This window comes from Microcoleus sp. N3A4 (genome assembly GCF_036701805.1).
Classification (GTDB): domain Bacteria; phylum Cyanobacteriota; class Cyanobacteriia; order Cyanobacteriales; family Microcoleaceae; genus Microcoleus.
In genome coordinates this window covers 43,823-68,384 of sequence record NZ_JAUBRJ010000035.1, presented here as the reverse complement: position 1 = coordinate 68,384, position 24,562 = coordinate 43,823, and the positions used below count along the sequence as shown (strand labels likewise).

General features: G+C 45.9%; 18 protein-coding genes. 4 read left to right on the top strand and 14 right to left on the bottom strand.

Going from position 1 to position 24,562, the window contains the following annotated elements; genetic code table 11:
* Nucleotides 1-177 precede the first annotated feature (177 nt).
* The 4 genes from QUA56_RS20400 to QUA56_RS20385 form a co-directional block, all read right to left on the bottom strand.
* Complete coding sequence (locus QUA56_RS20400; RefSeq protein ID WP_333360876.1) at nt 178-903, bottom strand: SDR family oxidoreductase; 726 nt, start codon at nt 901-903, stop codon at nt 178-180.
* Between the two features lie 243 nt (nt 904-1,146).
* A complete protein-coding gene (gene accA / locus QUA56_RS20395; RefSeq protein WP_333360873.1) occupies nt 1,147-2,127 on the bottom strand; it encodes an acetyl-CoA carboxylase carboxyl transferase subunit alpha in 981 nt (326 codons plus the stop codon).
* Nucleotides 2,128-2,669: 542 nt separating this feature from the next.
* Nucleotides 2,670-3,692 (bottom strand): long-chain acyl-[acyl-carrier-protein] reductase, encoded by a 1,023-nt coding sequence (locus tag QUA56_RS20390; protein ID WP_333360895.1) that lies wholly within the window; start codon nt 3,690-3,692, stop codon nt 2,670-2,672.
* 149 nt (nt 3,693-3,841) lie between these two features.
* A complete protein-coding gene (locus tag QUA56_RS20385; protein WP_333360872.1) occupies nt 3,842-4,534 on the bottom strand; it encodes an aldehyde oxygenase (deformylating) in 693 nt (230 codons plus the stop codon).
* Between the two features lie 64 nt (nt 4,535-4,598).
* Between QUA56_RS20385 and QUA56_RS20380 the strand changes: the two genes are divergently transcribed.
* The 3 genes from QUA56_RS20380 to QUA56_RS20370 all read left to right on the top strand — a co-directional run bounded on the left by QUA56_RS20380 (nt 4,599) and on the right by QUA56_RS20370 (nt 6,337).
* Nucleotides 4,599-4,796, top strand: a complete 198-nt coding sequence (locus QUA56_RS20380; RefSeq protein ID WP_333360870.1) for a hypothetical protein — start codon at nt 4,599-4,601, stop codon at nt 4,794-4,796.
* A 231-nt stretch (nt 4,797-5,027) separates the two neighbouring features.
* Nucleotides 5,028-5,846, top strand: coding sequence for a carbohydrate ABC transporter permease (locus QUA56_RS20375; RefSeq protein WP_333360868.1), 819 nt, complete (start codon nt 5,028-5,030; stop codon nt 5,844-5,846).
* Nucleotides 5,847-5,953: 107 nt separating this feature from the next.
* Nucleotides 5,954-6,337, top strand: coding sequence for a transporter suffix domain-containing protein (locus QUA56_RS20370; RefSeq protein ID WP_333360866.1), 384 nt, complete (start codon nt 5,954-5,956; stop codon nt 6,335-6,337).
* Between the two features lie 60 nt (nt 6,338-6,397).
* Here the strand turns inward: QUA56_RS20370 and QUA56_RS20365 are convergent, their stop codons facing one another.
* Together QUA56_RS20365 and QUA56_RS20360 are read right to left on the bottom strand one after the other, a co-directional pair.
* The gene (locus tag QUA56_RS20365) at nt 6,398-7,426 is read right to left on the bottom strand and encodes a hypothetical protein (protein WP_333360864.1); all 1,029 of its coding nucleotides are present in this window, start codon (nt 7,424-7,426) and stop codon (nt 6,398-6,400) included.
* 264 nt (nt 7,427-7,690) lie between these two features.
* Entirely contained in the window at nt 7,691-10,246 is a 2,556-nt protein-coding gene (locus tag QUA56_RS20360) for a helix-turn-helix domain-containing protein (protein ID WP_333360862.1), read from the bottom strand.
* Between the two features lie 194 nt (nt 10,247-10,440).
* Between QUA56_RS20360 and QUA56_RS20355 the strand changes: the two genes are divergently transcribed.
* Nucleotides 10,441-10,662 carry a hypothetical protein gene (locus tag QUA56_RS20355; RefSeq protein ID WP_333360860.1) on the top strand — a complete coding sequence of 74 codons (222 nt, stop codon included), beginning with the start codon at nt 10,441-10,443 and terminating at the stop codon, nt 10,660-10,662.
* A 196-nt stretch (nt 10,663-10,858) separates the two neighbouring features.
* Here the strand turns inward: QUA56_RS20355 and QUA56_RS20350 are convergent, their stop codons facing one another.
* The 8 genes from QUA56_RS20350 to treY all read right to left on the bottom strand — a co-directional run bounded on the left by QUA56_RS20350 (nt 10,859) and on the right by treY (nt 24,390).
* Nucleotides 10,859-11,128, bottom strand: coding sequence for a hypothetical protein (locus QUA56_RS20350; protein ID WP_333360858.1), 270 nt, complete (start codon nt 11,126-11,128; stop codon nt 10,859-10,861).
* 440 nt (nt 11,129-11,568) lie between these two features.
* On the bottom strand, nt 11,569-14,772 hold the full coding sequence (locus tag QUA56_RS20345) for an efflux RND transporter permease subunit (protein WP_333360856.1): 3,204 nt from the start codon (nt 14,770-14,772) through the stop codon (nt 11,569-11,571).
* Between the two features lie 170 nt (nt 14,773-14,942).
* Nucleotides 14,943-16,721 carry an efflux RND transporter periplasmic adaptor subunit gene (locus QUA56_RS20340; RefSeq protein WP_333360854.1) on the bottom strand — a complete coding sequence of 593 codons (1,779 nt, stop codon included), beginning with the start codon at nt 16,719-16,721 and terminating at the stop codon, nt 14,943-14,945.
* 272 nt (nt 16,722-16,993) lie between these two features.
* Entirely contained in the window at nt 16,994-17,602 is a 609-nt protein-coding gene (locus tag QUA56_RS20335) for a PadR family transcriptional regulator (RefSeq protein ID WP_333360852.1), read from the bottom strand.
* 216 nt (nt 17,603-17,818) lie between these two features.
* Nucleotides 17,819-18,139, bottom strand: coding sequence for a hypothetical protein (locus tag QUA56_RS20330; protein WP_333360850.1), 321 nt, complete (start codon nt 18,137-18,139; stop codon nt 17,819-17,821).
* A gap of 140 nt (nt 18,140-18,279) precedes the next feature.
* Nucleotides 18,280-18,792, bottom strand: a complete 513-nt coding sequence (locus tag QUA56_RS20325) for a DUF4112 domain-containing protein (protein ID WP_333360848.1) — start codon at nt 18,790-18,792, stop codon at nt 18,280-18,282.
* 174 nt (nt 18,793-18,966) lie between these two features.
* Nucleotides 18,967-20,883 (bottom strand): molecular chaperone DnaK, encoded by a 1,917-nt coding sequence (gene dnaK, locus QUA56_RS20320; RefSeq protein ID WP_333360846.1) that lies wholly within the window; start codon nt 20,881-20,883, stop codon nt 18,967-18,969.
* A 711-nt stretch (nt 20,884-21,594) separates the two neighbouring features.
* Nucleotides 21,595-24,390: a malto-oligosyltrehalose synthase gene (gene treY, locus QUA56_RS20315; RefSeq protein ID WP_333360893.1), complete on the bottom strand. Its 2,796-nt coding sequence runs from the start codon at nt 24,388-24,390 to the stop codon at nt 21,595-21,597.
* Nucleotides 24,391-24,562: the final 172 nt, after the last annotated feature.

Below are 24,562 nucleotides of genomic sequence, written 5' to 3'. Positions count from 1 at the left end.
TTTCGATTTTCGATTGGGAGATATATAGCGGTTCTCAGATAAATGAGGTATACAGAAACCCTGTATTGTCAAGCTTTCCAGGTCAAAATTCGTACCTCACCTGTTTGAGAAAGGCTATAGCTAGAGATTCAAAGATTGTTAAATTCGAGAAAAATCCAGCAGTCTAAAATCTCAAGTTCACAAAACTCCTGCGTTGGACATGATGGTGATTTCTTCAATTACTGCACTTGGTGGCAACTGAACTGCGTGCAGAATTGATTGGGCGACGATTTCTGGGGTTAACATGGCGGTGCGATCGAAGTCGGATTGCACGGTGTTTGTGTCCCACATGGGAGTGTTGACAGAACCCGGACAGATTGCTGTTACGCGAATTCCGCGAGCCCGTTCTTCGGCGGCTAAGGTTTTAGACAAAGCCATGAGACCGAATTTGCTGACGGAGTAGGCTCCCCAATTGGGGAAGGTTTGGTTGCCGGCGATCGAGGAAACGTTGATAATGATTCCCGATCCGCGATCGCGCATGGAGGGCAAAACTCCTAGAATGCACTGCCAAACGCTAGTAAGATTGAGGTCTAGAACGCTCTGCCAGTCGGCTAGCGGCGTTTCCGTCAAGGAGCCGGTGTAGCCCATGCCAGCGCTGTTGACCAGGATATCTACGGAACCGAATTGAGCTGCGATCGCGCTGATGCTGCTTTGCACTTGCTCAATTTTTGCCAAGTCTAAGGGATAAGCTTCTGCTTTCACTCCGACTTCTCGGGCTGCGGCGGCAACGGCTTCTAAGTTTTCTGACTCTCGGCTAACTAAGGCCAGATTTATGCCCTCGGCGGCGAACGCTAGAGCCGTCGCTTTGCCAATACCGCTGCTGGCTCCGGTAATCAGAGCCTGCTTTGTTGTTGGATGGTTCATTCAGTGTCCTAATACTTTCGCTCGGCAACTCCCTAAAGCGTTGCAGCCTTCTTCGACAAATTAGACAACTGTCTGCTGCGGGAGCTCGCAGTTAATTATGAGATCGACATTAAGAACTGTTAAGCTGGTGTCACCTGAGAAATTATAACACTGCTGACAGATCCGCAGAATAGTGAGTTATCAGTTATGAGTTTGAAGTTAAGAGATTTTTCACTCATAAGTGATAACTGTGAATCGATCGGCTCAAGCAGAAATTTCTGTGAATACACCGATGTCGCGAAACTTTTGATACCGCATCTGGCGCCGCTGCTGACCCGTAAGCTGTGTCAGTTCTGCTAAGTTTTCCAACAAAGCTTGTTTGAGTATGGATGCAGCTTTGAGGGGATTCGAGTGAGCGCCGCCGACCGGCTCGGGCACTATTTGATCGAGAACGCCGAGGTTTTTCAAATCCCAGGAAGTAATTTTGAGGGCTTCTGCGGCCAAGTTAGCTTTGCCAGAGTCTTTCCAGAGGATGGCCGCACAAGCTTCGGGGGTGGCGACGGTGTAGACGGAATGTTCCAGCATCAACAGCCGCTCGCCGACGCCGATGCCCAAGGCGCCGCCGGAACCGCCTTCTCCGATGACGGTGCAAATAATGGGAACGTCGAGGCGAAACATTTCTCGCAGGTTGCAGGCGATCGCCTCTCCCTGTCCTAGCTGTTCTGCTTCTAAGCCCGCCCAAGCTCCCGGAGTGTCGATAAAAGTGAAAATTGGCATTCCGAAGCGATCGGCGTGTTCCATCAACCGCAGGGCTTTGCGGTATCCGCCGGGAGCCGCCATGCCGAAGTTGCGGGCGATATTGTCTTTAGTGTCGCGCCCTTTTTGATGGCCGATGATGACTGTGGGACGCCCGTCTATGCGGGCAATTCCGCCGACGAGGGCCGGGTCGTCTCCGCCGCGCCGATCGCCGTGAAGCTCGATCCACTCGTCGCTAATTGCCTGAATGTAATCGAGGGTACTGGGGCGGCGCGGGTGACGGGCGAGTTGCAGGCGCTGCATGGGGGACAAGCTGCTGAAAATCTCTTGTCGCAGTTGGGCGGAACGCGCTTCGAGTTTGCGAATTTCGTCGGTGACATCGACGCTGTTTTCTTGGGCGAGTTCGCGGATCTGGTGAATTCGGGTTTCGAGTTCGGCCAGGGGCTTTTCAAAATCTAAGAGTAGTGGTTTGCGGTCTGGGTTTGCCACGCTGATAATTTCTATAGGGTTTTAAGGTTTTGTCGATCGACTATTTCCAGATCCTACCCTGTCAGGTGATGCTGAAAAAGAGGGGAAATTTGGAAATTTGGAAGTTTTGAATTATCCTTTGCTTAGTAATCTTGTTGAAAACCAGAGGTTTGAGCCTCGTTTTTTGCTACACTATTTTTGCTTGCTTCTGAGTTTTACGCGCATACTTCCCCGCGCCCCTAGACCCCCACAGCCACAAAAAACCTAACCCTGCTGAACTGTTCCCAAGTCCAAAAAGTGACACCAGCGCGATCGAACTTACCCCTTCGGAAGCTTTAACAGCCCTGTCTGTATTAGCTGTTGTCGCCGACAATCAAATATCAGAAGCAGAAAGACAAACTCTTGCAGCCAATCACATCCGCTTGTTCGTAACTACAAACAACTTTTATGCTGGTCGTGCGATCGGACATAATGTTAACTGTTAACTGTTAACTGTCTAAAAAAAGTTACTGGTTATTATCAGAAAAACTTTCCTCAATAACCAATAACTGCAACAAATCACATCAAAATGACATTAAAGGTCGGAAACCGTGTTTAACTGAAATCTCGCCGATTTGCTCCATCTTTTCCACAGTAATTTGATTCCGTCCCCAAGAAAAATTGGTATACAATTTTTCAAATTCCAGCAGCATAGATTCAGCAAAACAGGCAAACAACTGTCGGCCCGGTACATCCATATTCACAATCTTCATAATTTTCCACTCAATATCGAGGGAATGCTCCACAATGCCGCCATTGAGTACGTAAATTTCGGGATGCTGAACCTGAGTTGCCAGATTTTTCGGATAGCCACCGTCAATCAATAAACAGGGTTGCTTCAATGTCTTAGGGTCAATTTCTACTCCCTTTGGCATACTGGCTACCCACACTACAATATCCGCTTGGGGCAGGGCTTCTTCCAAATCCATGATTTTGCCTCGCCCCAATTCCGATTGCAAATCTTGCAATCGTTCTTTGTCGCGGGCAATCAGCAACAATTCTGCTACATTTGTTTTAAGATTGAGCCAGCGACACACAGCACTACCAATATCGCCAGTAGCACCGCAAACGGCTACAGTGGCTTTTGAAAGTTCTATCCCCAATTTGGGGGCTGCTTCTTCTACTTGGCGGCAGAGGATGTAAGCCGTGTGAGTGTTGCCAGTGGTGAAGCGTTCAAACTCCAACTTGAGATTGCGAATTTGCTTAATTTGCTGCAAGTTGAAAGTCTCAAAAATGATCGAAGAAAAGCCGCCTAAAGCAGTGATGTTAATCCCGTTTTTTTGAGCGTGTGCCATCGCATTAAGGATTTTGCGAGTGGCTGCTTTAATCCGGCGAGTGGCTAGCATTTCTGGCAGAAAACAGGACTCCACATAGCGGCCTTCTATTTTTTGTCCAGTGATGCTTGTTACCGTGATCTGATCAACTATTTGGGGCGGTGCGCTGCACCAAAAATCGAGACCTTGATCGGCATATTCTGGATAGCCCAGCTCGTTAGCTACTGATTGGGCGTGTTCTAAGCTGGTTAAGTGACCGATTAGACCAAACATTAAGTTGTCAAATGAAGGAAGATTGAAGATGGAAGATTGAAGGTGGAAGATTGAAGATGGGAAAGTTAAAAATTTATATTTTAAAATGAGGTATCCCATTTTTATTTTTTAAATTTTATTTTTTTTCCCATTCCTTATTTCCAAATTAGCTAGGCTGCGAGGCCTTGTGCTGACATCCGCATGATGTCGCGGTTGTTAAAGCCAATGTTACCTAGGGCTTCGCCGTAGGCAATCATAAAGTCTTCGATTAAAGCGTCTTTTTCCATTCCCAAGACGCGGGCATCGTCTGCGACAGCGTTTAGCAGCTTCCAGATGATGGGCAGGTTTTGGCGGTTCGCGGCTTCGAGTTCGGTTTTGGATTCCTCAAAGTGAGCTTGCAGCCAGACTTCCCCAAAGTTGAGGTGGCTGTATTCTTCTTTGACGACGCCTTCGGTGATTTTGCGGGCAAAGTCATCGGCGACGGGGATGTAGATGTTGTAAGCTGCGATCGCAAAACACTCGATAATTAGCGATTGAATCAGCAAGCAAGTTACAATCTGACCTTGGGCCGCGGCCGTTTGGAAGTTTCTGTGCAGTTCCGAAAAGAACTGCTTGGCAAATGCCATGTCCGGCGTGACTTTAAGATTCCGGCCACAAGCTTGGAAGCCTTTCATGTGGCGGTTCTCCATCTTGGACAAGCCAACTAACTCTGCTTTTTTATCAGCCAACAGTTCGGCCAGTGTCAGGTAATTGTCGTGAGCTTCTTGTTCGCCTTCAATCACAATGGCGTTGATGCGGCTGTAAGCATCTTTGTAAGTTTCGGTTTGAAAGTCAATTGTTGGGCTGGCCTCAAGCTGGGGCATAGATATGTAGTCTCCTTATATAAGCTTGTGGGATGTTTGGAAACCCCTTTAAAATTAGGGGTCAGTGACTGTACACTTTACCTATTTTGAACGCACCCCATCTAAATCAGAGATTATAGCTGAGGATTCTTTCGACAAAGAACTTTTCTTTGACGCTCCGGGAAAAACTGGCGTCCTCAGCGTGTTTGCCGGACTTTTGCCGTCGAACACTCCAGAAAGACTATCGCTAGAATGCTATCTATTTACTAATTACTTGAATTAGTCGTTAGTCGATCTTTTGCCCGGAAATAGATGATAGAAATACGGTCTATGTCTCCACCTTTAAGGGTTTTACAGTACCAACTCTATCCATAACATTATATCCTAACTACAACTTCCTCCCCTGGTACTCCTTCTTTCCCTCTACGACATATTATGTTGTTGTATGGGAATCTGGGAGGCGATGGGTTGGAGAACCTCACAGGCTTATTATTTTAGGTTAATTCACAAATTTATGGGTAAATCCTTTGACAGGTCTCAAGCGCTGGAATTGCTGAGTTTTATTTTGTTGCTGGCGGGGGCTGGGCTGGTGCTGCTGCCGCTGGCTGCTGTATTTGTGGTTTCGCTGTCACCATCTGGTGTTGGTGTCAAGACCACAGGCCTGACTTTTGCGAATTATCAGGAGGCTTGGCGGCGAGGCAATTTTTTGTTGGCATTCCTTAATTCTACTCTAGTGGCGATCGCAGTGACGGGTTTTCAGGTTGTAACTTCTGCTTTGGCCGGTTACGCCTTGGCCAGGCTGAAGTTTCGGGGGCGGCAGGCTCTAGTTTTGGGGGTTTTGGCGACATTGGTAATTCCGTTTCAGCTTTTGGTGATTCCAATTTTCTTGGTTTTGAAGTGGGGCCATCTGCTGAATACTTACGGGGCGCTGATTTTGCCGACGGCGGCTAACGGTTTTGGGATATTTCTGCTGCGCCAGTATTTTATGACTGTTCCGGTGGAGTTGGAGGAGGCGGCAATGCTGGATGGGGCTAACCGCTGGCAGGTTTTGTGGCAGGTGATGTTGCCTTTGGCCCGCCCTGCTTTGGTGACGCTGTTTTTGTTTACCTTTATCGGGGAGTGGAACGATTTGTTTAAGCCGCTGGTGTTTACGACGCGGCCGGAGTTGCGGACTGTGCAGTTGGTTTTGGCCGAGTTTCAGGAACAGTTTACTAGCAGTTGGCAGTTGTTGATGGCGGCGGTGGTGATTGGGAGTTTGCCGGTGGTGTTGCTGTTTTTGGTCGGTCAGCGGCAGTTTATTCGGGGGATTGCAGCGACGGGGATTAAGAATTGAGGTGGAGATGCTTGTCAATTAAGTTTTTAGTCATATGTTGAACCATTCTCAAGAACAGGCAAGATGCCTGTTCCACAAATACTAAATATTCTTGTGGAACAGGCATCTTGCCTGTTGCTGACATTGGTGCCAGATGTGAGTTTGCAGTGAAGGAGGAGATTGAACTCGCTACTATACAAACGAAGTCCACTTTCAGCGGACTAACAGATAATGGTGATATCAAAGCTGTATTATGTGAATCTATGCAAAAACTCGGTTTGTTTTTATTTATTGTATCTTTTTTGCCTTGGGTGGCAATCTTGTTTGTTGTACCGTTCCTGCCGCTGGAAATTACCCAAAAAACTACTTTATCTGTCGTTCTGGCTGTTGTGGCCGAGGTTTGTTTTTGGCTGAGTGTGGTTATGTTGGGGAAAGAAGTAGTTACCAAATATCGGCGTTATTTGCATCCCCGCTATCTTTGGAAAAAAATCAGAAATTTTTACCGCAGATGAACAGGGTTCGACGCAGATAATGAGCCTGGATGTTGGCGTTTATCTGCGGTCAGGGTTGAGCTATTCGCTGAAAATTTGCAAGCGAATAGAGCGTTCTCCATCTCCGAAATCCACTTCAATCTTTTCTCCCGAAAGACTGTCCAAGCATCCCAAAAGCAACCGCAAATTGGGTGTACTTGCTCCTGTATCCACGTACAATCTATCTGCCAAACTGCCTAAACGCTTCCAAATCGTGTATAGCTTGACTACTGTTTGTTCTAGCTGTGCGGCTTGTTTTACAACGTCGGCTGTCGTTCCCAAACAGCCGACTCGCAAAGATTCTTCTAAGGCCATTTCCATGTCGAGGTGGGACTGATTGAGAGCTTGCACTTGGGCGGCTGCGTCGAGATATTTTGATAAGTTCTTGGCGTCGGAAGTTAGCTGTTTGACAGTATCTACGTCGGGATTTTCTGCTACTTCTTTTTGAATTTCGCTTTGGTGAGATGGGGAGAGTTTCTCCATTTCTTTGACTAAAGGAGCGAGGTAGCGGGAAGGTAAAGAACCGCTAGATGCTTTTTCTTTGACTTCTTCTGGCAATAAATCTGAGTTCATTGCCATCCATTCGTCGGAGAGTTGTTTGACTTCGCGGCGGGTGATGCGATCGCCCTTTGATGCCGCATCTGTTACCATTAGCTGTACTTCGGGAGATGCTTTGGCGGTTTCGACGAAGGCTCTTTTGCTGAAGTTTCTAATGGAATCTGGGTCTAAATCTCCTTGCTGGATCAGAGTATCGGCACTATTAGCTAATTCTATCAAAGAATAGGCTTGACTTTTGCCAATTTCTCTTTCTTTGAGCCAGTTCAAAAAGCCTGTACCGCGTCCTTCGCCGCCTTTTTTTTCTCTGTCTCTAACTGTTCGGAGAATGCGTCCCCGCCAAATGTCGGTTTGCAAGTCGAAGCGATCGCACACTTTCCAGGCATTGTCAACTTGATTTTCAAAGTCAAATTCTGGTATTTGTTCGTCTTCGGGGTCTGGCAATTGGAAATTGATATCGGTAAAGCCGTTGAGGGCTTCTGCAAGTTCTGCGGGATTTAGGGGGACTTCAGCCATTAGGAAAAAAGTGTGTAGAGCAACAGCAGGTTTAATTGAGAATTTGCACAAATTAACATTTGATACGCTACCTGTAGTAGGAAGGGGGGCAAGGATCACCCTACTAATAGAGTTTTTGTGCAATTCATATCATTATTGCACGATGGGGGGCGATCAGCGAAAAGATATTCAAAAAGACTCCGGGTACGCCCCGGATGGGACTTGATGCGAGTGCTGGCTGTGGGGGGATTGAGTTAATGACTTTCGCGACTAAACGAGAGCAGTTTATGTTTGTTCTCTGAGTAATTGTTCCTTCAATTCCTGACATTCTTTGGCTAGCGGGATTCCTAATTCTGTGGCGATGGATAAGGCGCGATCACAATAATCATTAGCCCTTGCAACACGACCTAATGTGTTGTAGTTAGTAAGACTAAGGCTATAGTAGACACGAGCTTGTAAATAATGAAAATCAGTGTCTTGCAGCAACTTTTCTAATTTTTCCAAGGCTTCATATGAACCTCTACCTTGCTGGTAATCCCATTCGGCAATTTTGCTCAAAACCGTAACTACAACCAAAGTTTCGTCTTCATCAATCAAGTTATTTTCTGCCTGTTTATAATATTGGCTAGCTTTTTTCTCATTTCCAATGCGACTGTAGCAAATAGCAAGCTCCAGGTAAGCCCAAGTTTTACAGCTTTTGTCGTCGGCACTTTCGGCTAACTTTAAGGCTTTCATGCCAAAAAATTCAGCTAAGGGATGCAATGACAGCGACATTAAGTTGAAGCACTGAGCAATGCTATAAATTATCCTAAATTGTTTAATGTTATTACTTCTAGTGTCTTGAGGAGTATTTTTTTGTAATACATTTTCGATTCGAGGTAGTAATTTGGGTATATCGAATAACAGCTTAAAAAATTTACGAGCTTCTTCTGATACTGTCATCCCAATTCCTTGAAAAGCAGCAACTACAAAACAATTAACTGCTCTTCCTGGTTTGTTTGCATCTATATAAGCTCTTCCAAGTTCGTATACAGCTAAAGCTTTTAGCTTAGTTAGGTTAGAATCATTAGCAGTTTTAATAGCTTTTTCACATTCATTTAAAGATACTTGAAATTTACCAATTAATCTATTTGCTCTACCAGAAATTGAATAAGCTGCTACTTTTCCAAAAATAATTTCCTCGTTATTGGGTTCGTCTAATTTACCTAACCTTTCAGTAATTTCTATAATTTCTTGGCTGACTTTTAAAGCTTTATAGTTTTTTCCTATATCTGAATAACAGACACCTATAGGAATGAGCATTAGTAACTTCGACCGTTCTGGCAACTTTTCAACAATATTTTCGCCCATTTTTAAAATACGAGTTGTATAGTTCCAAATATTGACTGAGCATCTTAAATTATCCAGATTGTCCTTGTTATCTCCTAAATTGGCTCCTAAAATTTTATCTAAAAGAGTTTTACAACAATAATTAAAGTCTTGAATTTCATAAAAGTGTTTAAAGGCTTCAAAGGCAGCTTTTACTTGATGTTTATCCTCAGTATCAATAGCAATGCCAAAATAAAACTCCGCTACTTTGCGATTCACTATCTCCCATTCATCAGTTAATTCTAACCTCGCTCGCGCTAATGCTTGAATTGCTGGGTGCAGGTAGTATTCTTTGTTACTAAACTCCACTAAAGAGCGATCTTTTAGGGATATTACTGCCTGTGTTTGTTGTTGTTCCTTGGGTAGATCCCACAACAAACACAATAGTCCTTCAATCGGAATACTCGGTACATCTTGATAGCGATAGCATGCTAAACGGCAGAGCAGTCGGTAGGCTTCCGGGTAAATTTTTTCAAGACGGTTTAACTGCTCCTCGATTAGATTTTCAATACGAGTCTCAACTAATAAATTATCATCAGTTTTATGCTGCTGCCAATAATCGGCTACATTATCGTATCTTTTAATTGGATCGCAGAGTATCGTCATCGCGAGGGCATTACCTCCGTAAGCTTTGTGAATTGCATTAAGAGTTACAGTATCCGTTTGAATGTTTCGGCTACAAAAAAACTGCTCCCATGCCTCCTCATCTAAGCCCTTTAGTGGCAATCGCTCAAAAGTGACACCAGACTCTTCAAGGAATTCTCGACTGGTAATAAGGGTAACTGACTGTACAGAGGCATCAGATAAAACTCCTAAAAGCTCTAGATAGTCGCGGTGAGGTTCGATAAACTTGCCATGCTTATCAAGTGCAGGTTCAAGGTTATCAATCAGTATGCCCAACTTTCCTATTTGGAGTTGTCGTTTTAGCTGCTGTAGTTTACCCCTAAAGTTTTGACTCGGCTCTTCAAGTTCCCGCAGCAATTCATCAATCGCGTCTCCGGCAGGGTTAATATAGGAAGTTGCTGTTGCCATCCTGAGTTTTAGATATTTTAATTTGCGAAACTTGAAGAAACATTCAGCTAAGGTGGTTTTACCAATACCACCTATCCCTTGAATAACAATAACTTTAGCCCCTCGATTAACACGCTGGTTTAGGTCTTCAATATCCTTTTCTCGACCTACCCAAGGAGCGTCATAGGCATAAAAACCTTGTGGGAAAGTAGAATCTTCGGGCGAAGAATCGCTATCTGAGTGAATTGGTTTAAGAATTTCTCGTTTGTCTATCCCAAGAGCTTCACAGATTTTTTCAAAGCTCGATATAGAAACAGATTTACCGTTGATGAAGTTGCTGAGGGTGGATAAGGCTATTTCTAGATTTGCTGCTAACTCTCCCTGAGTCAGGAACCCATTCCGTTCAATAGCTGATATGACTTGTTGCTTGCGGTCTGGATCAATTTTAACAGATCGTGCCATAGCTTATCTGGGAAAAGTGAATTATATCAATAATACCAGTCACATCCAGATAATTACGGATATTTTGCTAAACCGATGAGAATTTATGGCGTAAGTCAGTCACGAACTCAGTTATCAAGTCAATTATTCCTCAGTTTTGACCTCAGTAAGTCATTTTATAAGATGAGGCTGTACTTCACAGGACTCACAATTTTATGTCTCAAGCACACATTATCTACACCAACCTGTCTGAAACACCAAGTCTACCCCAAGCACCTATCTATACAGGTGAGCTAACTATTTCAGTACCGAACAATATTCCAGCAACTCTACCACCGCAATATTGGGGAACTGAGGGAACTATCTTAGCGATCGCAATCCTGATCCGCTCAATTGCCCTACTACTTCACGTGCTAAAGTCAGGTCCTAAGAAGTAGTACCCGTGATCTGGGAAAGAACGTCGCATCTCCTACTTATGGATGCGACTTTCAGACAGAACTGACATACTCCGAGGGCTAGAAACCGGGTTTTTTAGCGAATCTATCGACCAAAACGAAGTCTTCTCGTAAAAAACCCGGTTTCTGACCACCCGTGCGTAAATCCTAAGCTACTCACTCAGAATGACAGCGCAGCTTACCGTCCAGATTTTCTCGGCGGTGTACCATCAGCCCGCCTCCGACGGATCAGTACGCTCATCACCTGCTTCGGATTAGCTGCACGTTGTACGGGGCTCCAATCGCCGACTTCGGCAAATCCCAGCCGGTACAAAGTGAGTATGGTTTCCCTGACACCCTTGGGCGAACCGACAACCGTTAACAGCACCACTTCCTGTTCGCATACTGCTGCTGAGTCGTCATTTGGGCGATCAAATTTGTTGTCGTCAGGCACGAATTCCTGTGACATATTATGTTCTCCTGGTTTTGGGTTTTCTAGGAAAACCCAAAAACCTAGCCGCCCCGCTTCTCAACACATAGCAGGGCGGCTACAGAAAATGTTATGATTTCCCGTTAGCCTCCAGACTGCTGATACCAGTTTGGCGGTTATGCTGTCCATTGCTGTTGGTAGCAGCTTTGGGCAGTGCAACTAGATTTTTGGGCGACGCGGGCTGCCTCCCTCTACAAGCAAGCAACCTCTCACTTCAAAGCGTAGCCGCAGATGGGGGCCGCCGTCAATCGATTTTAGATTTTAGATTTTAGATTTTAGATTTGGGATTTGGGATTTGGGATTGAAGAATTGATTCCCGGACTAATCTGGGGACTTTGGGGGTTTTGATGCGGGATTGGCGGGTTTTGGGCGATCGCACCAATGAGACTCACAAAACGATCGCCTTTTCAACTTACCAACTACAACGGCGATACTTTATCGCGTTCAACTTCCTCGCCGGGAGTCGTTTTCCCGTTCAAAATTGTGCCATCATCGGGCGGATTTTGCGGGCGATCGCGCTTCGTAAAGCGATCGCGAGCCGAGACAATCACCACATACAGAACCGGCACCATAAACAAACTCAAGAACGTAGAAACAACCATCCCCCCGGCGATCGCATTCCCTAGCGATCGGCGGCTCGCTGCACCCGCACCTTCTGGGTTAACTAGAGGAGCAATACCCAAAATAAAAGCCAGAGAAGTCATCAAAATCGGTCGTAAACGCTCTTGAGAAGCCTCAACTGCCGCCTTAGCAATTGGATACCCCCGCTCCCGCAACTGGTTCGCAAACTCCACGATTAAAATCGCATTTTTACTAGCCAACCCAATCAACATCACCAAACCAATCTGGCAATAAACATCATTCGCCAAACCCCGCAACGACTGAGCTAAAAGCGCCCCTAAAATCGCCAGAGGAACCGCTAGCAAAATAATGAAAGGATCGACATAATTCTCATACTGAGCAGCCAAAACCAAAAAAACAAAAATCAGCCCCAAACCGAAAATAATCGGTGCTTGACCGCCCGACTCAATTTCTTCTAAAGAAGTCCCCGACCATTCATAGCCAAAACCTGCTGGTAAAACTTGAGCAGAAACCTTTTCCATCGATTTTAGAGCCTGTCCAGAACTCGCTCCCGGAGCAGGAGTACCGTTAATTTCAATCGATCTAAATAAATTGTAGTGATTAACAGTTTGCGCTCCTACCACCGGAGTTAACTTCACCAAATTGCTCAAAGCAATCATTTCATTTTTCCCAGAACGCACATACAATTTCCCAATATCTTCAGGATTAGCACGAAACTGTTTATCTGCCTGGACATACACCCGATAATTGCGCTGCTGGAGATTAAAATCATTCACATACTGCGAACCCAGAGCCGTTTGTAGCGTACTGAAAATATCATTAACAGAAATATCCAAAGCCTTAGCCCGATTGCGGTCAACTTCCACAATTAACTGAGGCGTATTCGCAGCAAACGTACTAAATACCGCCTGCAATCCGGGCGTCTGATTCGCCTGCTTCAAAATCCCGCCCATCGCCTGAACCAGAGCATCTAAGCCGCTGTTACCTTTGCGGTCTTGCAATTGAAATTGGAAGCCTCCAAATTGACCCAAACCCTGAATAGCCGGCGGATTCACCGGGAAAATTCTAGCTTCTGGAATAGCTAAAAACTGACCGCGTAACTTGCCAATAATCGCTTGTACTGTTTGATCTTCTCCGTGACGTTCTCCCCAGGCTTTAAGTGTAGTAAATATAATGCCTTGATTAGAAGTGCTACCGCTAAAACCAAATCCACCCACTGAAAAAGTTCCGACAACTTCAGGAAGTTTGAGGATTTCTGCTTCTACTTGATCCATTACTTTCTGAGTGTATTGCAGCGAAACACCTTGGGGGCCTTGAATAATTGTCAGAAAATAGCCCTGGTCTTCTTCCGGGATAAATGCTGTGGGGACTGATAAATAAAGCCAAGCTGTTACTCCGAGAGAAGCGATGAACACGAGGGTGACAATAGTCTTAATTCCTGTGAGAAATATTAAGGATTTGCGATATTGCCGCTGTACCCAATCGAGAACTCCATTAACACGGTCAAAAACCCAACCTAGCGGGCCCCCAAACTTCTGACCTCGACGCAGTAATATAGCTGAAAGCGAGGGCGTGAGAGTAATAGCAATAAATGTAGAAAGCAGTACAGAAAAAGCAATTGTCAGCGCAAATTGTTTGTAAAGCGCTCCTGTAGTTCCGGGAAAAAATGCCACTGGCACGAACACTGCCATCAACACTAAAGAAGTCGCAATTACCGCGCTAAAAAGCTCCCGCATTGACTCAAAAGCCGCTTCGCGGGCATTCATACCTTGGCGGATCAGGCGGTCAATATTTTCTACTACAATGATAGCGTCATCCACCACTAATCCCGTCGCTAATGTCAGACCAAACAGAGATAAACTGTTGATAGTAAATCCGAAAACTTTGATAAAGGCAAACGTCCCAATCAAAGAAATTGGAATTGTGATGGTAGGAATAATAGTTGTGCGCCAGTCTTGCAAGAAAACAAAAATCACTATCACCACTAGCAAGATTGCTTCAAATAGCGTTTTTACTACTTCGGCCATCGACTCTTCTACAAACAAAGTCGTGTCCAGCGCTACTCTATGTACCAACCCCGGAGGGAAACCAACCGCTAGTTTTTCCATTTCTGTTTTGACGGCATGGGCAACATTCAAAGCATTACTTCCCGGGAGTTGGTAAATCCCTAAACCTACTGCATCATTGCCTCGAAATCGCAGAAATGAGCTGTAATTCTCTGCCCCTAGTTCTGCTCTCCCCACATCTTTTAATTTAACTAACGTTCCATTGGTCTCTGTTTTGAGGACGATTTCTTCAAATTCTGCTGGTTCTTTCAGGCGACTTTCAGCACGCAAGTCAATTTGATACATTTGCCCCTGTGGAGCAGGTTCTTGGCCAACTCTCCCAGCACCCACTTGCAAGTTTTGTTCGTTAAGAGCGCTCGTTACATCTTGCATTGTGAGACGGCGAGCTGCTAATTTATTGGGGTCTATCCATAAACGCATTGCATAGCGGCGTTCCCCAAAAATTCGCACGTCGCCAACCCCTTTTACCCGTTTTAAGGCATCTGCCAAATATAGGTCAGCGTAGTTGCTTAAAAATATGGTGTCGTATTCTTTATTTTCTGTAAATAAGCCGATCGCTAATAGGAGACTTGTAGATTGTTTTGTAACTCTAACTCCTGTGCGTTGTACGGCATCTGGTAGTTGTGGTTGAGCAACTGCAACTCGATTTTGAACATCGACTGCGGCGATATCTTTGTTGCGTGACGGGTCAAAGGTAGCTGTGATGGTGCTGGTGCCATCGTTACTACTACTGGAAGTTAGATATTTGAGTCCTTCAACGCCGTTGATTTGCCTTTCTAGGATGTTCGTAACAGCATTTTCGACAATTTCAGCACTCGCCCCGTTATAGTTAGCAGTTACGCTAATTTGGGTAGGGCTAATGTCGGGGAAGCGTTCGATAGGCAGGCTCGGAATGCTAATTGCGCCTACCAAAATAATAATTAAGGCGCAGACGCTAGCAAATACAGGTCGTTTAATAAAGAAATCTGCAAACATAATTTTGTTAATTGCTAATTGCTAATTGCTAATTCCTAATTGCACTTCATTCAAAAATTCAAATAGCCCCCTTTTTAGCTAAGCAATCAAGTAGTTTCAGATTTGGTATGTAGTTGCGCTTGGGCGCTCTTAATTCGCCTTTTAAGAGCGCCCAAGTGCAACTACGTACCTTATTTTTTGCTTTCTACTGGTAATTTTTCCCCTGCTCCTTGCCCTTCCTCTTGAGCCTTAATGGGAGCGCCGTCTGTCAGGTTAAGGATGCCTGCGGTAACAACTTTTTCCCCGGCTTGCAAACCTTCGATAACTTGATAATTATTCCCCTCAATGGCTCCCAATTTTACGGGCTTTTGTCGGGCTACTAAAGGAGGCATTCCAGGTTTTGGCTGTTCCGGCTTTTGAGCTGTGAAGACAAAAGTTTGCCCGCCTAAACGAGTGACTGCTGTTACTGGAACTAAAATTCCGGGGTTCTGTTTCCAGATGACTTTAGCTTTTACAAACTGGAGATTAAGCAGTTCGCCGCTGGGGTTGGGAAAGGTGGCTTTAGCTAAAATTGTTTGGGAATTGGCGCTGACATTCGGGGAGATAAAACTGATTTGACCTTGGGCGATCGCTTTACCTTGAGCGTCGAGCATTTGTACTGGCAGCCCTAAGCGTAATTGAGGCATCCGTTCCAAAGGAATTGATAACCGCAAGTCTAGCAATTGGTTCTCAGTCAAGGTGGCAATGGCGTTACCTTTTTGCAAGTAATCACCTACTTTCACTGGTATGTCGCCGATAACTCCCGCAAAGGGCGCGATGACAGCAGTTTCTTGCAGTTGTACTTCAAAGCCGCGCACTTGAGCGGCGGCCTCGGCAACTTGCGCTTCTGCTTGATCTACCTGTTCTTGGCGGGTGCCGTTGGCTAACTGCGCTAATCTGCTCTTGGCTTGTGCGACTTCTGCTTCGGCTTTGGCTATTTCCTCTGGGCGCGAACCGTTTTGCAATTGTCGCAAAGCTTGCCGCTGCTGTTGCAAGGCCGCTGTCCGGCGCTCGATCTCGGCTTGTCTGTTCTTTTGCCGCTGCTCGAACCGCCTTTGAGCTTCTCGGAGGTTGGCTTTGGCGGTGCCTGCTTTTTGGGTGTATTCCTCGAGGGTGTTGGCGGATTCTGCGCCTTCTTTTGCCAATGCCTGATATCTGGCAAGCTGCTGGCTGGCTAATTTTGCTTCGGCTGTGCTTGCCTCTATTTGCGCTCTGGCTTGGGCGATGTCTTCTAAGAGGCTACCTGTTTGGGCGTCGGCGAGGTCGGCTTCAGCTTGGGAAACGCGGGCTTGGGCTTGACCAATTTCTTCTGGCCGAGAGCCCGATCGCAGTTGGGCTAGGTTGGCTTGGGCTTGGGCGACTTGGGCTTGAGCTTGGGCGATTTCTTCGGGCCTGGTTCCTGCTTGCAATTCGGCTAAGTGGGATTGAGCGCGGATCAGGTTGGCTTGGGATTGCCTCAAGTCAGCTTGGGCGCTGTCGCTTTTCATGCGGGCGATGGCTTGCCCTTTGTTTATGAAGTCCCCGGATTTGACAAAAATCTCCGTGACTAGCCCTTCTACTTCGGGTTTGATTTCTACCGAACGCTTGGCCTCTAAGCTGCTGACAAATTCCGAGGAATCTTGGACTGAGCTGGTTTCTACGGCTGCGAGCTTGACTGGTATGGCTTGGGGTTGGGCTGCTGCTGCCGGTTGCTGTGCGCTATTATGGCTAGATTGCCACGAGTACCAGCCGATACCTGCTGCGCCTGTGGCGATCGCGATCGCGGCAATTAGGGGCCAGCGCGATCGCGGTTTACCAGGCTCGGGGCGATCGACAATAGGGGGAAAATCATCCGGTCGATCGCTGTCTGCATCGACTGTGTGCAGTTCCGGTGTGGCAGATTTTTGCTCTTCAGCTTCAACGACGGATTCTGGGGATTTAGAATAACTCATGGGCAGCACCACTTAGATTTTTTTTAACATCTGACTTACTGAGACTTTGGTGGAATCTTTGATTCCTCCGGCGCCCCCCCTCAAACAGGGGGAATCAGGACAAGCGCTTTTAAAGGGGATGGAATCTGGAAAGTTCCTTTTTAATGGGGTTGGGGTTATGTGCTTGGCTTTAGTCCGATCGCAGTTAGTCAAGCCAGGGGGTGATTATTTTTAGGAAAGCTTTTTCTTATCTCTCAAAAGTTACGATAGACAGGGAAGATTACACATCCTTCTTATGACTCACCTGAGTGGGTTAGTTGGAAGGATTTTCCCTGGGAGTCGCCGGATTCAGCGGAGGTTGGGGAGTCGCGCACTCCGGCGATCGCGCTTCTTTCCTTAGCTAGTTGCTCGGTTAACCACTCTATGTCTGACGCCAGCACTGACTTGCAGCGATCGCGAGAGGCGAATTGATAGCCGTTGGTTAGTGGATATTCGTTTTTGAGACTTTCGATGTAGTCTTGCCGGGTGTAACAGGCTCGCAAGCGGTGTTCCAACAATTTCATCCGTTCTGCCGGTTCTAAGTCGCCAAAAAAGAAAAACTTGATTTGGAACCGGGAACCGCTGTTAACCCAGCTTTCTTGAGGGTGTTCGAGCATTTTTTCCCGCCAGAGTTCGCGCCCTTTGGGGGTAATTCCGTAGATTTTGCGCGGACAGCCCGCATCTCCGGCTTCTTCGGCAATTACCGAAATCTCCCCTCGCTCTTCCAAGCGCTTCAGCAGCGGGTAAATCGCTCCGTAGTTGACGCTGATGCAACTGCTCATAAACAGCTCCAGTTTTTGCTTTAGCCGATAGCCGTGCAGGGGTTGCAACTGTAGCAGCCCAAGGGCTGATAATTCAAGCATTTATATCAAGTTGATATTATAGTCTGGATTATATAACTATATCTGACTCAAGGGCGATCTAGTAAATAGCTAGTTTTAAACAAATTTTAGAGTTTTATACACATTTAAATATATTTGTCAATACCCTTAATATATATTTTAGGATAAAGAGAAGGCGTAGGGCGGGCGAGACACCCCACGGAGATTCTTCGCAACACTTGCGAATGACAGCGCAGTTTACAGTCCAGATTTTCTCGGCGGTGTATCATCAGTCGATCGCCTCCGACGGATCGGCACGCTCATCACTTGCTTCGGATTCAGTCCCTGCGATTGCTTCACTTCGTTCGCAATGACATTGAGTTTATGCGGGTTTTGTTTGGCTATTTTAATCGACTGCGATTGCGACGCATAACGAACAATGACATTGAGTTTATGCGGGTTTTGTTTGGCTATTTTAATCGACTGCGATTGCGACGCATAACGAACAATGACATTGAGTTTATGCGGGTTTTGCGTTGCTATTTTCAGTCCCTGCGATTGCTTCGCTTCGCTCGCCATGATATTGATATACTATAGCAATCCTAAATGATTTGCTTGCATTATACGCGAGCTTTCTGGCTCGCACTGCAAGGATTCTTGTCTCGCTCGAGAGAGGCGGCTGATGCGAGGATTGCTATATCGCAATGACCTAATGAAAATTAACGTCCAGTAATTACTTGAAATAACCACCCAAAAAGCATCACGCTCAAGAAAATTACACCTCCGACAATTAACATCAAACCCAACAGCAACGCCGCCACAAATAGCCAATCGGCTTTTTTGCCTTGTTCGGGGGAGCCTAAATGAGCATCCAGCAATTCTATATTTTTGACATTAGCTTTCCAAGCAACATCAAGCAAGTCTCCAGCCACCGGTACAGTACCAGCAACTGTATCAAATACGATATTAGCTGCCATTTGTACTAAAGTCTCTTGAGGCACTCCCATTTGAGCGGATTTGAAGACAATATAGCCTGCAAAAATTGAACTGATAAAATCGCCGCCGCCCGGTATCAGTCCCAATATCGGATCGAGTCCGATGCGGTATTTTGTGCCGGGAATCGGAATTGCATTGTCTAGTAAATGGCTGATCCGGCGCAGTCGGCGCAAGGATGCTACATGAGATTGGCTGAGAGTATTTGCGGAGGAATTTTGTATAGGAGAACGAGACATTTAGATTACTCCTGACTTTATTTCTTAGTCCGCGCAGGCGGACTTCGTTTGACTCTTAAGCGATTTCAATCGCCGAATCATCAAGACGTTAACTACTTTCATCATACAGAGAAACCCGGTTTCTGTTCAAAACCGGGTTTCTTGCTTCTAGCTGCGGGCTTTTAATTTAGCCTTTTATTTGTTGCCTTCTGTGAAGTCGGCGTCAATCACGTCGTCGCCGCCGCCTGTAGGGCCGCCGTCTCCATAGCCGCCGGGGCCGCCGGGGCCGCCGGGGCCGTCAGTCGGGCCGCCTGCTTGCTGGTACAGGTTGCTGCTGACAGCATAGAATGCTTGCTGCAACTCGGTTGTTAGGGTTTTGATCCGATCGTCATCTTCACTCTCGATCGCGGATCGCAAGTCTTTAAGCAACCCTTCAATCTTAGTTTTGTCATCAGCGGGAACTTTATCGCCCAATTCTGCCAACTGCTTCTCAATTTGATAGGCTTGAGAATCAGCTTGGTTTTTGCGATCGATCCGTTCGCGACGTTCCTTGTCAGCAGCCGCATTCGACTCGGCTTCCTTCACCATGCGATCGACTTCATTGCTGGGCAAAGTAGAAGCACCGGTAATGCTAATAGATTGCTCCTTGCCAGTACCTTTATCTTTTGCAGCTACATTCAAAATACCGTTAGCGTCGATATCGAAAGTAACTTCAATTTGAGGTACGCCGCGGGGGGCAGGTGGAACTCCATCTAAGCGGAAGGTTCCCAAATCCTTGTTATCATTCGCCATTTCCCGTTCGCCTTGCAAAACGTGAATTTCCACGTTTGTTTGGCCGTCTACAGCAGTCGAGAAAGTTTCCGACTTCTTAGTAGGAATAGTGGTGTTGCGGGGAATAATTTTTGTCATCACGCCGCCCAAGGTTTCGACGCCGAGAGATAGCGGAGTAACGTCTAGCAACAGGATGTCTTTGACTTCGCCTGCGAGTACGCCGGCTTGAATTGCTGCACCGACTGCGACCACTTCATCCGGGTTTACCGTTTGGTTGGGGTCTTTGCCGAGGATTTTTTTGACCAGTTCTTGCACCGCAGGAATGCGTGTAGAACCGCCAACTAAGACAACTTCATTAATTGCAGATTTGTCTAATTTGGCGTCGCGAATCGCGTTTTCTACGGGGATGCGAGAGCGATCGATCAAATCCGAGCACAGTTCTTCAAACTTGCCCCGCGTCAAAGTCGTGTCCAAGTGTTTTGGGCCGTCTTGAGTCGCGGTAATAAACGGCAAGTTGATTTCGGCTTGGGTAACGCTCGAAAGTTCAATCTTGGCTTTTTCGGCTGCTTCTGTCAGGCGTTGCAGTGCTTGTTTGTCTTTGCGGAGGTCAATTCCTTCGGCTCTTTGGAATTCGTTAGCGATGAAATCGACGATTTTTTTGTCGAAGTCGTCACCGCCGAGGTGAGTGTCTCCAGAAGTCGCGAGCACTTCAAACACGCCGTCGCCAACTTCTAGAATAGATACGTCGAAAGTACCGCCACCTAAGTCAAATACGAGGATGGTTTCGTTGCTTTTTTTGTCTAACCCGTAAGCTAAAGCTGCTGCTGTAGGTTCGTTAATAATCCGCAGCACTTCTATACCGGCAATTTTTCCCGCGTCTTTAGTTGCTTGTCGCTGGGAGTCGTTGAAGTAAGCGGGAACAGTAATTACCGCTTGGGTAACTGTTTCGCCGAGGTATTTGCTGGCGTCTTCTACCAGTTTGCGGAGAACTTGGGCAGAAATTTCTTCTGGGGCAAATTGCTTGCCGCGGGCGGGACAGTCGAGTTTGAGGCTGTTCCCGACTTTGAGGACTTTGTAGGAAACTTCAGTGGTTTCGTGGGCTACTTCGTCAACCCGACGCCCGATAAACCGTTTTACTGAGTAAAAGGTGTTTTCGGCGTTCATCACGGCTTGACGCTTGGCGATTTGTCCGACAAGTTGATCGCCATTTTTAGTATATGCTACTACTGAAGGTGTGGTACGACCCCCTTCGGCGTTGGCTATGACGGTGGGTTTGCCGCCTTCCATAACTGCGACGCAGGAGTTTGTGGTACCTAAGTCAATTCCAACTACTTTTCCCATAGGGGTGTTCCGGCTCCAATCTCTACAAAATTTTGGTGTTCTATCTGTGCGATAGTCTGGTTATTCAGGACTGCGATTTTACCTCGCGGTTTACGGGTAGTGAGTCCTGCTTTAATACAGTCTTCGATAGGGTGCTGATCTCTATACTGCGGGGCGGTAGACCTTGCGATGAAGGGGTATTTACCGAACCTGTTGGGGGACGGTTGCATCCGTGAGGCTTGCACCGCTACAGTTGTTGACTGCTTTTCTTTACTCTTCCTAATGTACGGGGTGCGATCGATTCGGGTATTGTGGCAAACCGTATACGTTGTGTTGTATTTGCCGTCTTTATTGTATAAATTTTGTTTGGTTGGTAGGAGCGATCGGCTTTTTGACTTCAAATCTGGTTTAATACCCATTCTGAAAAGGGACACAGCAATGCCGTGTCCCTACTCGTTTACTTGGAGGCTGTGCCTGAGAAGGAATATACAGCATATTCGGTGGTTCATGAAGTACACTATAAAGCTATATTTTGTGGTACGTGTTATGTAGGGTGCGTCGCTGCCACAGGTTCAATGGAACTTGCAGATTTACTCTGAAAGCGACGCACCTTACTTACTACAAGATTGTGTGTACCGCACATACATGGAATATTCTGTATTATTGAGGGAGAGCCTCAAGTCCGCCTCATGGGAATCTCGGAAAATTCAAGAATTTTCCAGCTTTTAATTGCTATTTTTTACCGATCAGCAGAGCTGCCGGAAAGTAACTGAGAGCTTCACCAATTGCCAGCGTGCCGTTACTTTCTACCGCCTGATTTGTAATCGCATCTTTCCAAACCGACGGCATTTCCTCGGACAATTTCAAATTAGTATCTTTCCAGACTTGTTTGCCGATCGGCATTTCTTCCGGTTTGACAATTCCCGCCAAAAACCGGGGAGCAATGACAATAACTGTAGTATCTCCAAAGCTTCTGGCAAAGGCAACAACATTATCTTTAAACGTGCCAACTGCTTGCAGGGGACGATAGTCGCCTGATTGAAAAACTTCCAAGTATTTTTTTCTCGCTTCTAGCGCTCTTGCCGTCAAAAACAACTTAATTCTAGCATCTTCCCGGGTCGCAATCAAATCTTCAACCAGTTGCAAAATATCCGTCTGAGCTTGCTCTTTAATTTCCCGCAAAACCTCGATTCGGCGGTCAAAATCAACGGGACGGCGGTTATCGGGATCGACGTGGCTTAAATCCCAGAATTCCGTCCCTTGATAAATGTCAGGAACGCCCGGAGCAGTTATTTTCAGCAGCGTTTGAGATAAAGAATTGAATATTCCGTAAAGAGCTACTTTTTTCCAGAAAGGTGTAAATTTCTTGAGAAACTGATTTTGTTCCGAAGGTTCGAGAAGGCTATCGACAAAGGTCATAAAACCAGCTTCGTAGTCGTTATCCGGTCTCAGCCAAGCCGTATAAACTTTGGCTTCGCGGACAGCTTTAATGACATAATCTTTCAGGCGATCGACATAATCAGTGTTGTCTATTCCCTCAAATGGAAAACTGCCGAGCAGAGTTTGATACAAGAAGTATTCGTCATTAGTATCGGGAACCATTCGATTCACAAAGTTGACTTTCTTAGAAGAGTTTAGCTCTCTCCAAGACCTGACTTGCTGTTCCCATTCATCGGGAATTTCTGACAAAACGTTGATTCGGGCTCGCACATCTTCGCCGCGTTTGGTATCGTGGGTAGCTGTAGCATTCATTTTGTGCGGCCAAGCTGCTTGCTGCTGTTGGTTGAACTCGTGAAAATCTACTAGCGAAACGCCGAACTGACTGGGGTTTCCTCCCACTTCGTTGAGGGATAAAAGCCGATAGTAGACGTATAAAAGCGTGTCTTCCACGCCTTTTGCCATCAAAGGCCCTGTCAACTGCTGGAGTTTCATGACAAAGTGCCGGCGCTGCTCTTTTTGTTCGGTTGTTAGGGTTTCTTCTTCTTCGAGCAACAGCACCGTTTCGATAAATTTAAGTTCCTTGAGGAGTCGCGGTACTTGTTCTTTGGCGTGGGCGATCGCATATTTTACGTAAGTGCGATCGGACTCTCTCAAACCGTCTTGATTGATGTAAGTTCGGTAGACTGGAAAAATCGTCAAAATAGCCGCCAATGCTTTTTCCAAACCGGGACGAGTGAAGTCGTTTCCCTGTCTGGATTGACCGGAGATATTCTTCAAAAGTTGAGCCAGATTGTCTACATCTCCCGCTAAATTTTTCTCAACAATCAGTCCTTTTTTATCTAAAAATAACTGTTCGTAGGGAACGTTCAAGCGAGTAAATCTCTGATATATTTCGCTAAATTGCTGTTCGCGATCGCACCGACAAAAAACGCCATTTACGTAGTTCAAAAAATCGTAGCCGCTAGTTCCCTCAATCGGCCAATATGACGGCAAATCTTCTTCGTGTTCCAGAATTTTTTCAACAGTAATGTAAGTGTCTCCCGCTCTCTCGCGGAGCCTTTTCAAATATTCTGTGGGGTCATACAGTCCGTCGATGTGGTCGATTCTCAGTCCGGTAAATTTTCCCTCTGCAACCAGGTTGAATATCAGCTCGTGGTTTTTCTGAAAAACTTTAATCTCTTCAACTTTTACCGAAATCAGTTCGTTGACTGTAAAAAACCTTCGGTAGTTAATTTCTTCTGCCCCCACTTTCCAGAACGCCAGACGGTAAAACTGCTCGGAAAGCAAATCGTCCAGCAAATTAAAACTTTCGGCATTGCCCTTTTCTCCGTTAAAAAAATTGATATTTTCATCGATAAATTCCTGCACCATCGGATTTTGATTGTACAGTTCCCACAGCAGCCCTTTGACAAAAGCTATCTGATCGTATCTGGCTTTACCTTTAGTTTCTGAAGGTGTATTTTTAATCAAATAAAGAATTCCCAAAAACTTGATAAAATCTGGATGGCGTCTGCCTAATTCCCTGGCTAAATGCCCCAAATTATGACTGATAAATTTAGCATAAGATTCAATTTTTACTGGCAATTGTAAGCTGTAATAATTGATTGTCAGCCCAATTTCGCTGTATTTGAGTTGAATCTCGGCATTTTCAAGACACTCTCCATAAAAATTGCCCAGCAGCGGAGCCAGCACTCGACCCCTGAGATGTTCGTAAGCGTGATTCCATTCAATATCGAAGTAATCGAAATAATCGGAATCCGGGCCGTGTTCCAATACGTCTAAAAGCAGCAAGTTTTGAGTGTCGTAAGCCATGTGGTTCGGGACAATATCTTGCAGCCATCCCATGTTCCGTTCTTTGATTTCGTATGTGAGCGCTTCAAAGTTTTCTGAAGTTCCCAATTCGGGATTGAGCTGGTTTGAGTCAACGACATCGTATCCGTGACTGCTGCCTGTTCTGGCTTTAAATATCGGTGAAGCGTAAAGGTCGGTAATTCCTAATTCTTCCAGATAGCTAAGGATTTGTTTTGCCGATTCAAAGTTAAAACCTGCATGAAATTGAATCCGATAAGTTGTTGTGGGAATTCTCATCATGTTAATTTTACTCCTGGTTTTTTAGGTTTTCTCTTTTAATATATGAGGCAGAGCCTCCTTTTTTTACTGCTACAGTCCTCGACGAAAATGTCGCAGTCAAATTAACTTGTAAGGTGCGTCAGACGAAGTTAGAGAGAAATAATTGAGGTCTTGGGATCTGACGCACCCT

Coding starts and splice junctions, on each gene's coding strand:
- QUA56_RS20325 (WP_333360848.1), bottom strand. CDS start 18,792: ATGTCTCGTTCTCCTATACAAAATTCCTCCGCAAATACTCTCAGCCAA.
- QUA56_RS20400 (WP_333360876.1), bottom strand. CDS start 903: ATGAACCATCCAACAACAAAGCAGGCTCTGATTACCGGAGCCAGCAGC.
- QUA56_RS20365 (WP_333360864.1), bottom strand. CDS start 7,426: ATGGCTGAAGTCCCCCTAAATCCCGCAGAACTTGCAGAAGCCCTCAAC.
- QUA56_RS20350 (WP_333360858.1), bottom strand. CDS start 11,128: ATGTCACAGGAATTCGTGCCTGACGACAACAAATTTGATCGCCCAAAT.
- QUA56_RS20360 (WP_333360862.1), bottom strand. CDS start 10,246: ATGGCACGATCTGTTAAAATTGATCCAGACCGCAAGCAACAAGTCATA.
- QUA56_RS20335 (WP_333360852.1), bottom strand. CDS start 17,602: ATGCTTGAATTATCAGCCCTTGGGCTGCTACAGTTGCAACCCCTGCAC.
- QUA56_RS20345 (WP_333360856.1), bottom strand. CDS start 14,772: ATGTTTGCAGATTTCTTTATTAAACGACCTGTATTTGCTAGCGTCTGC.
- dnaK (WP_333360846.1), bottom strand. CDS start 20,883: ATGGGAAAAGTAGTTGGAATTGACTTAGGTACCACAAACTCCTGCGTC.
- QUA56_RS20340 (WP_333360854.1), bottom strand. CDS start 16,721: ATGAGTTATTCTAAATCCCCAGAATCCGTCGTTGAAGCTGAAGAGCAA.
- QUA56_RS20385 (WP_333360872.1), bottom strand. CDS start 4,534: ATGCCCCAGCTTGAGGCCAGCCCAACAATTGACTTTCAAACCGAAACT.
- QUA56_RS20375 (WP_333360868.1), top strand. CDS start 5,028: ATGGGTAAATCCTTTGACAGGTCTCAAGCGCTGGAATTGCTGAGTTTT.
- QUA56_RS20355 (WP_333360860.1), top strand. CDS start 10,441: ATGTCTCAAGCACACATTATCTACACCAACCTGTCTGAAACACCAAGT.
- QUA56_RS20390 (WP_333360895.1), bottom strand. CDS start 3,692: ATGTTTGGTCTAATCGGTCACTTAACCAGCTTAGAACACGCCCAATCA.
- QUA56_RS20330 (WP_333360850.1), bottom strand. CDS start 18,139: ATGGCGAGCGAAGCGAAGCAATCGCAGGGACTGAAAATAGCAACGCAA.
- treY (WP_333360893.1), bottom strand. CDS start 24,390: ATGAGAATTCCCACAACAACTTATCGGATTCAATTTCATGCAGGTTTT.